This is a genomic window from Ralstonia sp. PBBBR1, assembly GCF_002256165.1.
Taxonomy (GTDB): domain Bacteria; phylum Pseudomonadota; class Gammaproteobacteria; order Burkholderiales; family Burkholderiaceae; genus Ralstonia; species Ralstonia thomasii.
Window position 1 is genome coordinate 115,622 of the sequence record NZ_NKIL01000003.1, and the last position, 13,691, is coordinate 129,312.

A 13,691-nucleotide genomic window follows, 5' to 3' on the forward strand; every position below is an offset into this window, starting at 1 on the left:
CCGCGTCTTCCATGAATTTCGATGTTGCCGTTGTTGGCAGCGGCTTGGCGGGCCTGACCGTCGCCCTGCACCTAGCCGATCACCGCCGCGTGGTCGTCATCAGCAAACGCAGCCTGCCGGAAGGCGCCAGCGATTGGGCGCAGGGCGGCATTGCCGCCGTGCTCGATTCGGGCGACAGCCATGACGAACACGTCGACGACACGCTCATCGCTGGCGCAGGACTGTGCGATGAAGCCGCTACCCGCTACATCGTCGAGAACGGGCGCTCGGCCATTGAATGGCTGATCGGCCACGGCGTGCCTTTCACGCGCGATGAGCAGGCCGAACTCGGCTTCCACCTGACACGCGAAGGCGGCCATCGCCATCGACGCATCATCCACGCAGCCGATGCCACCGGCCATGCCGTCGTCACGACGCTGGTTGAGAAGGTACGCAATCACCCGAACATCACGCTGCTGGAAGACCACTTCGCGATCGACCTGATTACCGATGCGAAGCTGGGTCGGCCGGGCATGCGTTGCCACGGCCTCTACGCGCTCGACATTGCATCGGGCCATGTCAAGACGATTACCGCGAGCCAAACCGTGATGGCCACGGGTGGCGCGGGCAAGGTCTATCTCTATACGACGAATCCGGATACGGCCAGCGGCGACGGCATCGCCATGGCCTGGCGAGCGGGCTGCCGCGTGGCGAACATGGAGTTCATCCAGTTCCACCCCACGTGCCTGTACCACCCGTTCGCGAAGTCCTTCCTGATTACCGAGGCCGTACGCGGTGAAGGCGGCAAGCTGATCCTGCCCGACGGCACGCGTTTCATGCCCGCGCACGACGAGCGCGCCGAACTGGCTCCGCGCGATATCGTCGCCCGCGCGATCGACTTCGAGATGAAGAAGCGTGGGCTGGACTGCGTCTATCTGGACATCAGCCATCAGAGCCCAGCGTTCCTCAAGGAACATTTCCCGACCATCATGGCGCGCTGCCTGGAGCTGGGCATCGACATCACGCGCCAACCGATTCCGGTCGTGCCGGCGGCGCACTACACGTGCGGCGGTGTGGTCACAGACCACCTCGGGCGCACGGATATCGCCGGCCTGTACGCCGTGGGCGAGACAGCTTACACCGGCCTGCACGGCGCCAACCGGCTGGCGAGCAATTCGCTGCTGGAATGCATGGTGATCGGGCGTGGCGCGGCGGAAGACATCCTGGCGCAGCCGCCCTCGAACCCGACCTCGGTGCAGATTCCCGCGTGGGATGAGAGCCGCGTGACCGATCCCGATGAGGAAGTCGTCGTCTCGCACAACTGGGACGAACTGCGTCGCATGATGTGGAACTACGTCGGCATCGTGCGCACGAACAAGCGGCTGGAGCGGGCGCAGCACCGCATTGCGCTATTGCGCGAAGAGATTACGGAGTACTACGCTAACTTCCGCGTGAGCCACGATCTGCTCGAGCTGCGCAACCTCGTCGAGGCCGCCTCGCTGATCGTCGACAGTGCGCTGTCACGGCATGAGAGCCGCGGCCTGCATTTCTCGCGCGACTACCCCGAAACGCTACCCAAGGCACTGCCGACGGTCATGCAGCCGACCCATCGGCAGATCGCCCGGAAACGCTGAGGCTTAGCCTTAGTCGACGATTCGCAAAGAGAAGTCGGTTGCGCGCACGTCTTTCGTGAGCGCGCCGACGGAGATTCGGTCCACGCCGGTCTCGGCAAAGGTGCGGATCGTCTCGATGTTTACGCCGCCGGACACCTCGAGCAGCGCCCTGCCCGCCGTTACGCGCACAGCCTCGCGCATCGCGGGCGGTTCGAAGTTGTCGAGCAGCACGGACGTGGCACCTGCCGCCAGTGCTTCATCCAGCTGCGCGAGCGTTTCCACCTCAACCTGAATCGTCACGCCCGCGTTCAGCGCCTGCGCCGCACGCAGGGCCGCTGTCACGCCACCTGCCGCAGCGATGTGGTTTTCCTTGATCAGGATGCCGTCGTACAAGGCTAAGCGCTGATTCTCGCCGCCACCGATCCGCACGGCGTACTTCTGCGCCAGGCGCAGGCCCGGCAGCGTCTTACGTGTGTCGAGCACGCGGGCGCGCGTGCCCTCGACGGCTGCGGCGTAACGCGAAGTCGCCGTCGCCACACCGGACAGCAACTGCAGGAAGTTCAGCGACGGGCGCTCAGCCGTCAACAGCGAACGCGCCGGGCCCTCGATCTCGCACACCACGGAATCGGGCGCCATGCGATCGCCTTCGTGCTGACGCCACGTGACCCGCAGCGTCGGGTCAACGGCGCGCATGCACGCATCGAACCAGGGTGTGCCGCAGAGCACGGCGTGCTCACGCACGATCACGCGCGCGCGTGCAAGGCGATCGGCGGGGATCAGCAAGCCAGTGCGGTCGCCCGTGCCAACGTCCTCGGCAATGGCTGCGGCCACATTCGCGGACAACGCCTCGCGCAGTGCCGGGCCAAAGCCATCGAAAATTGCCTCAGCCGCAGGGGCGAGACGCGTCGTGTTCATCTGTGTTGCCGTCATGCCGGGCCGATTCCTTGAAAGAGTTGTGCGTTCGCGGCCAGGTCGCCTTGCGGGCGAACCGTGGCTTTCTCGCGCGCGGCAAAGTCCAGCATGCGATCGATGCAGACCACGGCTTGCCGCCCGATGGCCGGATCGACGTGGATCTCGTTGCGACCGGTTTCCAGCACCTCGGCCAGATTGGTCAGCGCGTTCATCGCCATCCAGGGGCAATGCGCGCAGCTCTTGCAGGTGGCAGCGTTGCCGGCGGTCGGCGCCTCGATGAAGCGCTTGCCCGGGGCGGCCATGCGCATCTTGTGCAGGATGCCGTTGTCGGTCGCGACAATAAATTCCTGCGCCGACAATGACTGCGCTGCGGCAATCAGCTGCGAAGTCGAACCCACGACATCGGCCTGGGCCACGACCGATTCCGGCGATTCCGGATGCACGAGAATCTTCGCGTTCGGGTGCTCGGCACGCAGCAGGTCAAGCTCCATGCCTTTGAATTCGTCGTGCACCAAGCACGAGCCCTGCCACATCAGCATGTCGGCGCCGGTCTGCTTCTGAATGTAGCTGCCGAGATGGCGATCGGGTGCCCACAGGATCTTCTTACCCTGCGCGTGCAGGTGCTGCACGATCTTCAGGCCGATGGAAGACGTCACCATCCAGTCCGCGCGCGCCTTCACGGCGGCGCTGGTATTGGCATAGACGACCACGGTGCGATCCGGATGCGCGTCGCAGAAGGCGGCGAACTCATCCGGCGGGCAACCCAGATCCAACGAGCAGGTCGCATCCAGATCCGGCATCAGCACGGTCTTTTCAGGACTCAGAATCTTGGCGGTCTCGCCCATGAAGCGCACGCCCGCCACGATCAATGTCTTAGCCGAATGGTCGCGGCCAAAGCGCGCCATCTCCAGCGAATCGGACACGCAGCCACCGGTCTCCTCGGCCAGATCCTGAAGGTCGGCGTCAACGTAGTAGTGCGCGACCAGCACGGCCTCGCGTTCCTTGAGCAGGCGCTTGATGCGGGCCTTCAGTTCGTCGCGTTCCTCACGCGACAGCACCGGCGGCACCTTGGCCCAGGCGTGGGCCACGCAACTGGCGCCGGATTGCGCCTCGGAAAGCATATCCGGGCGCTCGAATTCAACCGTCTTGATGTGGGTTTCCATGGTGGTCTCCGCGTCCATTCGCGCTGTGAAAGCGCCAAGAAGCTGGCGCGGCAATGAAACGGACGGCGTGTGAGGAGGACTGGCACCGCGATACATTGTCGCGGCTTGCTAAAAATGTGAGTTGGGGCAGTTTACCCAAAAGAAAAGCCCCGCTGCGGAGCGGGGCTTCACCTATGAAACAAGAAACTCAGGCGTAGCGGCGCAGGCGCACAGCAAATTCCTGCAGCGCGTGGATACCGCTTTCCTCAGCACGCTTGCACCACTCTTGCAGCTGATACAGCAGTTGCTCACGCGTGGCGTTCGATCGGCCCCACAGGGCGCCAAGCTCACGGCGCATCTCAACGAAGGTGTGCAGCGCCGAATGATCCGACACGATTTGGGAGAGCTGCTCGCGCTGCGGCGCGCCCAGTTTCGTCTCGTCGCGGTGGAACCACTTGCGGGCCGGCTTCAGCGCGCGGTACTCGACAGCGCGCGAGTCCTTCAGCTTGGCCAGCTCCTGGCGGTAGGCCGCCTTGACGGTCTTCGCGTAGCGGGCCATCACGTCGTAGCGGTTGGCGATGATGGCTTCCAGCGTGTTCTGGTCGACCGGCTTCACGTCGCCAAAACGAGCCTTGGGCGCCACTTTCTTGACTTTCGCCAAACCGACAATTTCCAGCGCGCGGATGTAGCCCCAGCCGATATCGAACTCGTACCACTTGACCGAAAACTTGGCCGACGTAGCGTACGTGTGGTGGTTGTTGTGCAGTTCTTCGCCGCCGATGATGATGCCCCACGGCGACACGTTGGTCGAAGCGTCTTCGCAATCGAAGTTGCGGTAGCCCCAGAAGTGGCCCAAACCATTGATGATGCCGGCAGCGTGGATCGGGATCCACAGCATCTGCACCGCCCACACCGTCAGGCCCAGCGCGCCGAACATCAGCACGTCCAGGATCAGCATCAAACCGACGCCCTGCCACGTGAACTTCGAATACACGTTCTTCTCGACCCAATCGTCAGGCGTACCGTGGCCGAACTTCTGGATCGTTTCCTTGTTCTTGGCCTCAGCACGATACAGCTCGGCCCCTTCCATCAGCACCTTGCGGATGCCACGGGTCTGCGGGCTGTGCGGGTCTTCTTCGGTTTCGCACTTGGCGTGGTGCTTACGGTGAATGGCGGTCCATTCCTTGGTGACCATGCCCGTGGTTAGCCACAGCCAGAAACGGAAGAAGTGTCCGGCGATGGGATGCACGTCCAGCGCACGGTGCGCCTGGCAGCGGTGCAGAAAAATCGTGACGCTGGCGATCGTGATGTGCGTCATCACCAGCGTGAAAATCAGGATCTGCCACCAGGCCCAATCCAGGGTGCCGTTGGCAAGGAAAGTCAGAAAGGAGTCGATCAAAGTGTTCTCCGTGGTCAACTCGGGTGATCAAAGCAGCCTTTGGTCCATCAATCGATCCGGACGTTGCTGCCTCTTAAGGCCATCCACTGTCGCAGCGTTACGACAATGGGGTCGTGTTGGCGGGGATTCGGGTGTTGACACCCGGCTTGCGCGTCACATCGGCGAGCTTTCCGACCGCCGTTTATATGACCTCCGCCCCAGCGCAATACAAGGTATTCGCGGCGTCTTGTCGCAAGTGCGATGCCTTCGCGACGGGGCCGTCAATTCCTACGTGGGGTCATCCAACATTTTAACCGAATACCCCCTCGATTCCATGGGGGAAAACCGCTGGTTTGACCTCAGGCAAGTGGGCACCGTTCCGCCCGCAGGTGTGCTAAGTCGGCAGGGGTGCGCTGGAAGAGGCCGCCACATCACCCGAAGTGCCTGAAGCGCCCTGCAAGGCCAGCGAGCCCAGGACACGCACTTCGCGTTGTGGGTACGGAATCTCGATGCCAGCCTCCTTGAAGCGACGATAGATGGCGCGGTTCAGGTCGGACTGCACGCCCAGCTTGCCATTGTGCGGATCGGCGATCCACACGCCAAGTTCGTACTCGATACCGCTGTCGGCGAACAGAGCCATGAAAGCGGCGGGCGCCGGCTCGGGCAGAACACGCGGGATGCCCTCGGCGCATTGCACCAGTAGCGCCAGCACGGCTTCGGGGTCGGCGGCATACGATGCCTGCACGCGCACCGCCACGCGCACGGTGCCGCGCTCGTTATGGTTTTGCACGGCCTGCGCGACCATCAGTTCGTTCGGAACCAGCGTATCGCCGTCGCCATTGCGCACCACGGTATAGCGGGTGCGGATCTGCGTGACGATGCCGGTGTACGTGCTGACGGTAATCTGATCGCCCAGCTTGAGTGAGCGCTCGAGCAGGATGATGAAGCCCGAGACGTAATTGCTGGCGATCTTCTGCAAGCCGAAGCCCAGGCCAACGCCCAGCGCGCCGCCAAACACCGACAGCACCGTCAGGTCGATGCCAACCAGCGACAGGCTCAGCAGCAACGACACCAGCAGCAGCACCGCCTTGGTCACGCGCGACAACACCACCTTCAGGTTGGCATCGATTGCCGAAGCACGCGTAATGCGGCTGTCCAGCCACGAGCCGAACCACATCGCCACCAGCACGGTGACGAGAATCCAGACCACGCCCATCAGCATGGCGGCAAGGCTTACTTTCTGCTTGCCGCCCAGCGCAAAGCGGATGCCGTCAAGGTAGTCCACCACATCGCCCAGCACACCCAGCACGTAGAGCACCATGCCGATCCACATCAGCGTGGTCAAAACGCGCTCTGCCAGGACGAGCATGCCGTGCAGCTCGCCGTTGGCCGACAGCACGCGACGCAGCACGTAGAAGCCGAGATAGAGGATCGCCAGGCCAAACAGCGGCACCGCAGCCAGCCGGAACACGCTGATCGGCATGGTGCCGATCAGGGCGTAGCGCGCGCCCACCACCAGCAGCCAGCCGATCAGCGGGAACATCGCCCGCTCCAGGCTCGACCAGGCAAAACGCAGGGCGAACGTGTCGTTCACATGGGCCGTGTGCAAGCGCCGCGAAATCGGCCGCGCGATCAGCCAGGCGGCCGCGAGCACCAGCAGCAGCACACCCAGCTGCCAGATAAAGCGAGGGCCACCCAGATCGAAGACAATGTCGTCGATCATGTGGCCCAGCGCGATGTGGTTCAGGTTCAGCGGCAATCCGTTCATTGGGCGGCCGGTTGTTGGGCTCGATAGGGCAACGCGTCACCCGCATGCTTCTGCCAGTTGGCGGCATAGCGCTGGGCGAGATCGGCGTCGCCGCGCACGATCAGTACGTTCTCGGCATTGCCGCGCTGCGCGGTCTGCGTGAAGTTGAAGCTGCCGGTGACCAGCACCGGATGCGCGCCGCGCGGGTCGATCACGATGACCTTGTTGTGCGCATTTTTATAGCGCACCTCCAGCCAGACTGGGATGCCCGCATTGGCGACCTCGGGCACGCGGCTGCCGCCGGAGCGCGTCATCTGCTCGCGATCGGCCAGCACGCGCACATCAACGCCACGCTGATGCGCCGCCAGCAGCGCACGCGTAATCGCCTTGTTCGACAGCAGATACGCCTGCACCAGCACCTGCTCGCGCGCCTGGTCAATGGCATCGGCCAACAACCCTTCGATGTCGTCATCCGGCGTAAACGCTGCCTGCACCGTGCCCTTGGCCGGCTGCACCGGCGGCGCGCTGCGGGCCAGTGCGACACCACCTGCAGCAAACGCCAGCCATGCGGCCAGCAGCCACCCCAAGCGGCGCACCATCATGCGCGGCGCTCCAGCACGGCCGCGAAGAAGCCGTCGGTCTGATGTGTGTGTGGATACAGCTCCAGGTAAGGCCCCATTTCCAGCGCGATCTTCTGCGCGGCCAGCACCTCACCGGCGGGCACGAGCACGAAATCTTCATGCGCGGCCAGGAACTGCTCAACCACCTGCTGGTTCTCGCGCGCCAGCACGCTGCAGGTCGCGTAGACGAGGCGACCGCCCGGCTTCAGCAGCCGCGCCGCCGATGTCAGGATCGACAACTGCTTGGCCGACATTTCTTCCACGGCCTGTGCGGACTGGCGCCACTTCAGGTCCGGATTGCGGCGCAGCGTGCCCAAGCCGCTGCACGGCGCGTCGACCAACACACGATCGATCTTGCCCGCCAGGCGCTTGACCTTGGCATCGTGCTCGCTGTCGATGCGACCGGGATGCACGTTGGACAAACCGCTGCGCGCCAGGCGCGGGCCCAGGTTCGACAAGCGCTTTTCCGATACGTCGAAGGCATACAGGCGCCCGGTCGAGCGCATCGCCGCGCCGATCGCCAGGGTCTTGCCACCGGCGCCGGCGCAGAAATCGACCACCATCTCGCCGCGCTTGGGTGCCAGCAATTGGCACAGCAGTTGGCTGCCCTCGTCCTGCACCTCGACCGTGCCGTTGGTGAAGATAGCGAGCTTGTTCAACGCCGGCTTGCCGGCCAGGCGAATGCCCACCGGCGAGAGCGGCGCTGCACTGCCTTCAATACCGGCTTCGGCAAGCGTGGCGAGTACGGCGTCGCGTTCGCCCTTGAGCGTGTTCACGCGCAAGTCCAGCGGCGCCGGCGTGAGCCATGCTTGCGCCAGTGCTTCGGTGAACTCCGCACCGTGCTGGGCAACTAGCGCATCGAAGAGCCAGTCGGGCAGGTTGGCGCGCACGCGGGCCGCCAGCGCGGCGCGGTCACGGTTTTCCCAGCGATCCAGCCATTCGGCTTCTACGGGGTTCAGGAACGGGGCAATGGCCTCACGCCCGGCGGTCTGCAGCAAGCCCAGCAGCACCAGGCGACGACGCGCCGGGCCCGTGCCGCTCTCGGCAAACTGGCCGAATTCCACCTTGCGGCGCAGCACGGCAAACGCCGCTTCGGCGATGATGCCGCGCTCGCGGTGGCCAAGTTCGTGATGCTCCCGGAAGTACTGGCTGACCACCATGTCGGCGGGCGCCGCAAAGTGCAGCAGGCGCGCAAGCACCTTGTCGAGATGCTCCAGATGGCTGCCATGCACGCCCGTGCGGGAACGCGGAGCGCTGCGGGGCGCAGGCTTGCCCTGCGGGGCCCGGTACCAGCCGCCGCCACCCGAACTCGCGCGCTTGTTGCCCGACCCGCCGCCGCTTCCATTGCCGCCCGAACGCTGACGATTCTGGCTCATGCTGCCTCCCGGGCGTTGACGCCAATCACAAGCTGCGATTCATCCGGCCAGACGCGCACCACACCGTGTTCGACCGACAACCGCCCTTCCACGAACCAGCGCACGGCACGCGGATAGATCGTGTGCTCCTGTGCCAGCAGCCGCCCGGCCAGCGAGTCAGGCGTGTCGCCTTGACGCACGTCGATGATGGCCTGCAGCACGATCGGGCCGTGATCCAGGTCGGCGGTGACGAAATGTACAGTCGCGCCATGCACCTTCACGCCCATGGCCAGCGCGGCCTCGTGCGTGTGCAACCCGGGGAAGCACGGCAGCAGCGACGGATGAATGTTCAGCATGCGGCCGGCGTAGCGCTTTACAAAGCCGGGCGTGAGGATGCGCATGAAACCGGCCAGCACCACCAGATCCGGCGAAAAGCCGTCGATCACCTGCGCCAGGGCGGCATCGAAGCTGTCGCGATCGGGGAAAGCCTTGTGGTCGACCACTGCGGTGGCAATGCCGTGCGAAGCGGCAAATTTAAGTCCTGCCGCATCGGGCCGATTAGAAATGACGGCGGCAATGCGTCCCGACCAACCTTCGGCCTGACAGGCGCGGACAATGGCTTCCATATTGGAGCCGCGTCCGGAAATGAGAATGACGATGTTTTTCATCGCGGCATTTTATCAAGTGCGCCGCCGTTCCCCGAGAAAATCGGGTGTGACGGCTGCAAGGCCATGCCGTGGGCGCTTTTGCAGTCACCGTGGCATTTTGCCGACGGGTGCCGGCAAAAACCTTGTCGCACCCGCAAAAGGAAGGGGCAACCGTTGGCGTGCATTGGCGCGCTCTGATAATCTCAGCACCATAAATGTCCGCGCTCCCGAGGGGTCGGGTGTGCAGCCCGCGATGATTCGACGCAAATCAAACGTCCGTTCATCCTGCGCTGCAACATCGTGCGGGCGATACCGTGACGGTCGATCGGCTCAGGGTGATAAACCCGGCCAGTCGGCCATCGCCCGCGCCGGGTCGACACGCGTACAACAACAAGAGGGCTCTGCCCTCACCGGGGAATAAGAATGACGAGCTCGCTGCGTAGCCTGCTGGTGGTCGACGACCACCCTCTCGCCTTGTCTGGCACGACCACGTTTCTTGCACACGCCTTGCCTGAAGTTCAGGTGCACGCGGCCATTGGCCGGCGCCAGGCGCTTGCGCTGGTTGAAGAAGGCGTCCGGCCTGACGTCGTGCTGCTCGATGTATGGCTGTCCGATTGCACCGGCTTCGATGCCATGCGTGAACTGCGCGGCAAACTGCCGGAAGCGCGCTTTGCCTTCATGTCGGCGGAAAACACGCCGGAAATCGTCGCCAAGGCCCAAGCGCTGGGCGCCATCGGCTTCATCGGCAAGCATGCCGATGCCCATGCGTTCTCCAAGGCAGTGGCCGGCATCTTTGGCGGCGATGCGTCCTTCCCGTCGGAAGACGATATGGGCGGCATCAATGGCAAGGGCGGCGCTTCGCACGGCATCCCCATCACGCCGGCCGAACTGGGACTGACGCCGCGTCAGGGCTCGGTGCTCGCGCTGCTGCTCGAAGGTCTGCCGAACAAGTCGATCGCACGTCAGCTGGGCCTGACGGAAAACACCGTCAAAGAGCATGTCTCGGCGATTTTGCAGCGGCTGGGCGTGCGCACGCGCATCCAGATCATTTCGCGCATGGAGCGTTTTCGCCTGACGGGCGCGGCCTGAACTGAGCGTCTGGCCTCTCAATCCGGCGCCACCATCGACGGCGCCGTTTTACATTCCCATCCGTATCAGTAGGCCACCTGCGGCTCGGCTGAGCGGCCGCGCAGCCAGCGCTTGAGCAGCACGCGCAGCATGTTCGGGTCCATGGGCTTGGCCAGTAGCAGATAGCCGGCTTCTTCGGCACGCGCCAGGGCGGCGGAGTTGCGATCGCCGGTCAGCAGCACGGCGTGGGCATCCGGATGACTAACCTGCCAGCGTTCGAGAAGTTGCAGGCCGTCTTCCTCCCCGGGCAGGCGCAAGTCGCAGAAGATGATCTGCGGGCGGATGCCGCGCGCCAGCAATTGCTCGGCGGAGCGGCCATCGGCTGCACTGTGGACTTCCACGCCCCACGCTTCAAGCAGCGCGTGCCAGGCCTTGCGGATCTGCGGGTCGTCGTCCACTACCAGTACCACGCCGGAGAATCGCGGCTGATCGAGCACGGCGCGCTTTTGCTCGGCGCGCGGCTGCGTGGCCAGCGGCGCCTTGATCTCGGCGGGCACCGGCCGCAGCGCCATCCAAAACATCGAGCCGCGCCCCGGCACCGAGCGCACGCCGAACGTGCCGCGCAGCAGACGCACGCATTCCTTGTAGATCGACAGGCCCAAACCCAAGCCCTGGCTCGGATCGCGTTCTGGGTTTTCGACCTGGTAGTAGGTCGAGAAAATGTCTTTCTGATGCTCAGGCGCGATGCCGATACCGGTATCCCACACCTCGATCCGCAAATGCTTCTGGCGCACGCGCAGCGCCACCATCACGCCACCGCGCTCGGTGTAGCGCAGCGCGTTCTGCAGCAGGTTGAACAGCGCCCGGCGCAGCAGCACCGGCTCGGCCATCCCGTACACCGGCAGCGGCGGAATGCGCGCCGCGAGCGTCAGGCCCTTGGCGCGGGCATCCGGCATGAATTGCTGGACCACCTCGGTGATCACCTCGCCCAGATCCACCGGCTCCAGTGTCGGCGAGGTCTTGCGGCTCTCCAGCTTTGACAGGTCCAGCAGCGAGCGGAACAGCAGGTCGATGGTCGCGGCGCCCGAGGCGAGTTGTTCCACCAATGGCGCCAAGGATTCCGACTGATTGCGCGCCCGCAACGCCTCCACCAGCAGCACAATTGCATGCACCGGCTGACGCAAATCGTGGCTGGCCGCGGCCAGGAAGCGCGATTTTTCTTCCGACGCCGACAACGCGCGCTGCTTTTCATCCTGATAGCGGCGCGCGAGCTGGCGGCTCTCGTTCTCCAGCTGGATTTCGCGCACCAGCGTGTTGTGGATGTTCACGGCATGCCGGGTCAGCAGCGCCGCAAAGAACAGCAGCACGCCGCGCAAATACAGCCCGTGCCCCGGAAACGCCTGCTCGGCCAGCAAAAAGTGCGGCGCCAGGATGCCCGTTCCGAGGATCAGCAGGCTCGACGGCACCGGCGCTTGCGACAACACCGCCGCCGCCGCCACACCGATGATCACGATCATCAGCAGGCTGCTGAACTCCAGCGACGGCGACATCAGATACAGCCCCGCCGAGCAGCCCCACGCCACCCCGCCCACCGCCGACATGACGTGCATGCCCGTCCACCACTTGCGGGTGTGCGCGGCCAGCGTCATGCGGGTCAGGTCGTAGCGATAGCCGAAATAGAAGCGCAGGCCCGACACCGTCAGGCACAGCATGATCAGGCACCAGCCCAATAGCGCCGGCCGGTTGGAGGCATCCCAGAACGCGGCGACCGTCAAGGCAGGCAGGACGACCGAGGCGGCGATCCCCATGGGCGCCCCGCGATGCACGGCGGCGAGCAGCTTGGCTCGGGCATCCAGTTCAAGCGGCGCGCGGCTGGCAAGCCCGAACTTGGCGAAGAAAAGGCGCAGCGAGGCGTTCAAGGGGGATGTAGGGAAGAAACTGGATACCGGATTGTGCCGCAAGCATGAACCGCGCGGGCGCACCGTTCGGACGATTGTGCAACACCCCGACACCAATCCGCGTGCGCGCCGGGGATGGGGCAATCCCTTATATAATGTGCGTTTTGCTGGATTTTGGCGGCTGCCACGTCAATCCGGCACAAGAACGCACTTCTCCCTTCCTCGACCACCGACGCTTCTCGTGAAAGTCTTTCGCGGCCTGCCCAACGCCGAAAGTCGCGCGCCCTGCGCGTTGACCATCGGCAACTTCGACGGCGTGCACCGCGGGCACCAGTCTCTGCTGGCCCGCGCACGCGCGGCGGCCGATGCACGCGGATTGCCGCTCACGGTGATGACGTTCGAGCCGCATCCGCGCGAATTCTTCATACCGGACCGCGCGCCCACCCGCATCGCCCTGCTGCGCGACAAGCTGGAAAGCCTGCGCCGCCAGGGCGTCGACCGCGTGGTCGTGGAGCATTTCAACGCGCATTTCGCCGGGCAGACGCCCGACGAGTTCGTGCGCAATGTTTTGGTGGATGGCCTGCACACGCGCTGGCTGCTGGTGGGCGATGATTTCCGCTTCGGCGCCAAGCGCGCCGGCGATTTCGCTTATCTCCAGGCCGCTGGTGCCCAGTTCGGCTTCGAAGTCGAGCAGATGGGCTCGGTGTCGGAGTCCGGCGTGCGCATCTCCAGTTCCGCCGTGCGCGAGGCGCTGGCCGCCGGTGACCTGGAACATGCCCGCCGCCTGCTCGGTCACGGTTATGCCATCAGCGGGCACGTGGTGCACGGGCAAAAGCTCGGCCGCTCGCTCGGCTTCCCGACGCTGAATCTGCGCATCTCGCACCGCAGGCCGGCGGTGGCCGGCATCTTTGTCGTGCAGGTGCACGGGCTGGCCGAAAAACCGCTGCCGGCCGTCGCCAGCATTGGCGTACGCCCGACGGTGGACGACTCCGGCCGCGTGCTGCTGGAAGTGCATATCTTCGATTACCAGGCCAATGTCTACGGCAAGCTTGTCCGCGTGGAATTCATGAAGAAGCTGCGCGACGAGGCTCGCTACGATTCGCTCGATGCGCTCAAGGACGCCATCGCGCAGGACTGTGTTCATGCGCGGCAGTTCTTCGGCCTGCCTGTTCCGCCGGCCGGCGAGTCTCCAACGCTTCGGCGCGACTTCGCCACCTCCGCCACCGACCGAATTCAGTAGGCGGCCGACACGTTCGCCGCCCAGAAGCCACACGCTGCGCACGCGCGTCCTGCACTGTCAGCCGCGCCTGCACCCACCCGAATTGCCCGAAT

General features: G+C 64.7%; 11 protein-coding genes. 3 read left to right on the plus strand and 8 right to left on the minus strand.

Annotated elements, in window-relative coordinates; all coding sequences use genetic code 11:
• The first annotated feature begins 11 nt into the window (after nt 1-11).
• Nucleotides 12-1,613, plus strand: a complete 1,602-nt coding sequence (nadB, locus tag CFE42_RS04055) for an L-aspartate oxidase (protein ID WP_004631994.1) — start codon at nt 12-14, stop codon at nt 1,611-1,613.
• Nucleotides 1,614-1,622: 9 nt separating this feature from the next.
• Here nadB and nadC read toward each other — a convergent pair whose 3' ends face one another.
• The 7 genes from nadC to purN form a co-directional block, all read right to left on the minus strand.
• Nucleotides 1,623-2,522 carry a carboxylating nicotinate-nucleotide diphosphorylase gene (gene nadC / locus CFE42_RS04060; protein WP_004631991.1) on the minus strand — a complete coding sequence of 300 codons (900 nt, stop codon included), beginning with the start codon at nt 2,520-2,522 and terminating at the stop codon, nt 1,623-1,625.
• Complete coding sequence (gene nadA / locus CFE42_RS04065; RefSeq protein WP_004631990.1) at nt 2,519-3,667, minus strand: quinolinate synthase NadA; 1,149 nt, start codon at nt 3,665-3,667, stop codon at nt 2,519-2,521. The genes nadC and nadA overlap by 4 nt, the downstream gene beginning before the upstream one ends.
• Nucleotides 3,668-3,854: 187 nt before the next feature.
• Entirely contained in the window at nt 3,855-5,045 is a 1,191-nt protein-coding gene (locus tag CFE42_RS04070; protein ID WP_004631987.1) for an acyl-CoA desaturase, read from the minus strand.
• A gap of 373 nt (nt 5,046-5,418) precedes the next feature.
• Nucleotides 5,419-6,792 (minus strand): mechanosensitive ion channel domain-containing protein, encoded by a 1,374-nt coding sequence (locus CFE42_RS04075; protein WP_004631984.1) that lies wholly within the window; start codon nt 6,790-6,792, stop codon nt 5,419-5,421.
• Complete coding sequence (locus tag CFE42_RS04080) at nt 6,789-7,373, minus strand: phospholipase D family protein (protein ID WP_004631983.1); 585 nt, start codon at nt 7,371-7,373, stop codon at nt 6,789-6,791. The genes CFE42_RS04075 and CFE42_RS04080 overlap by 4 nt, the downstream gene beginning before the upstream one ends.
• The gene (locus CFE42_RS04085; RefSeq protein ID WP_004631980.1) at nt 7,370-8,767 is read right to left on the minus strand and encodes an RsmB/NOP family class I SAM-dependent RNA methyltransferase; all 1,398 of its coding nucleotides are present in this window, start codon (nt 8,765-8,767) and stop codon (nt 7,370-7,372) included. Before CFE42_RS04085 ends, CFE42_RS04080 begins: the two co-directional genes overlap by 4 nt.
• Nucleotides 8,764-9,414: a phosphoribosylglycinamide formyltransferase gene (gene purN / locus CFE42_RS04090; RefSeq protein WP_004631979.1), complete on the minus strand. Its 651-nt coding sequence runs from the start codon at nt 9,412-9,414 to the stop codon at nt 8,764-8,766. The genes CFE42_RS04085 and purN overlap by 4 nt, the downstream gene beginning before the upstream one ends.
• 402 nt (nt 9,415-9,816) lie before the next feature.
• Here purN and CFE42_RS04095 point away from each other — a divergent pair, with 402 nt between their 5' ends.
• Complete coding sequence (locus tag CFE42_RS04095; RefSeq protein ID WP_004631976.1) at nt 9,817-10,482, plus strand: response regulator transcription factor; 666 nt, start codon at nt 9,817-9,819, stop codon at nt 10,480-10,482.
• Nucleotides 10,483-10,547: 65 nt separating this feature from the next.
• Here the strand turns inward: CFE42_RS04095 and CFE42_RS04100 are convergent, their stop codons facing one another.
• The gene (locus CFE42_RS04100; protein ID WP_004631975.1) at nt 10,548-12,380 is read right to left on the minus strand and encodes a hybrid sensor histidine kinase/response regulator; all 1,833 of its coding nucleotides are present in this window, start codon (nt 12,378-12,380) and stop codon (nt 10,548-10,550) included.
• A 220-nt stretch (nt 12,381-12,600) separates the two neighbouring features.
• Between CFE42_RS04100 and CFE42_RS04105 the strand changes: the two genes are divergently transcribed.
• Complete coding sequence (locus CFE42_RS04105) at nt 12,601-13,599, plus strand: bifunctional riboflavin kinase/FAD synthetase (protein WP_004631972.1); 999 nt, start codon at nt 12,601-12,603, stop codon at nt 13,597-13,599.
• Nucleotides 13,600-13,691 lie beyond the last annotated feature (92 nt).

What these genes read in the sequence shown, in the direction of transcription:
- CFE42_RS04085 (WP_004631980.1), bottom strand. Translation starts at nt 8,767, where the DNA reads ATGAGCCAGAATCGTCAGCGTTCGGGCGGCAATGGAAGCGGCGGCGGG.
- nadB (WP_004631994.1), top strand. Translation starts at nt 12, where the DNA reads ATGAATTTCGATGTTGCCGTTGTTGGCAGCGGCTTGGCGGGCCTGACC.
- CFE42_RS04075 (WP_004631984.1), bottom strand. Translation starts at nt 6,792, where the DNA reads ATGAACGGATTGCCGCTGAACCTGAACCACATCGCGCTGGGCCACATG.
- purN (WP_004631979.1), bottom strand. Translation starts at nt 9,414, where the DNA reads ATGAAAAACATCGTCATTCTCATTTCCGGACGCGGCTCCAATATGGAA.
- CFE42_RS04080 (WP_004631983.1), bottom strand. Translation starts at nt 7,373, where the DNA reads ATGATGGTGCGCCGCTTGGGGTGGCTGCTGGCCGCATGGCTGGCGTTT.
- nadA (WP_004631990.1), bottom strand. Translation starts at nt 3,667, where the DNA reads ATGGAAACCCACATCAAGACGGTTGAATTCGAGCGCCCGGATATGCTT.
- nadC (WP_004631991.1), bottom strand. Translation starts at nt 2,522, where the DNA reads ATGACGGCAACACAGATGAACACGACGCGTCTCGCCCCTGCGGCTGAG.
- CFE42_RS04095 (WP_004631976.1), top strand. Translation starts at nt 9,817, where the DNA reads ATGACGAGCTCGCTGCGTAGCCTGCTGGTGGTCGACGACCACCCTCTC.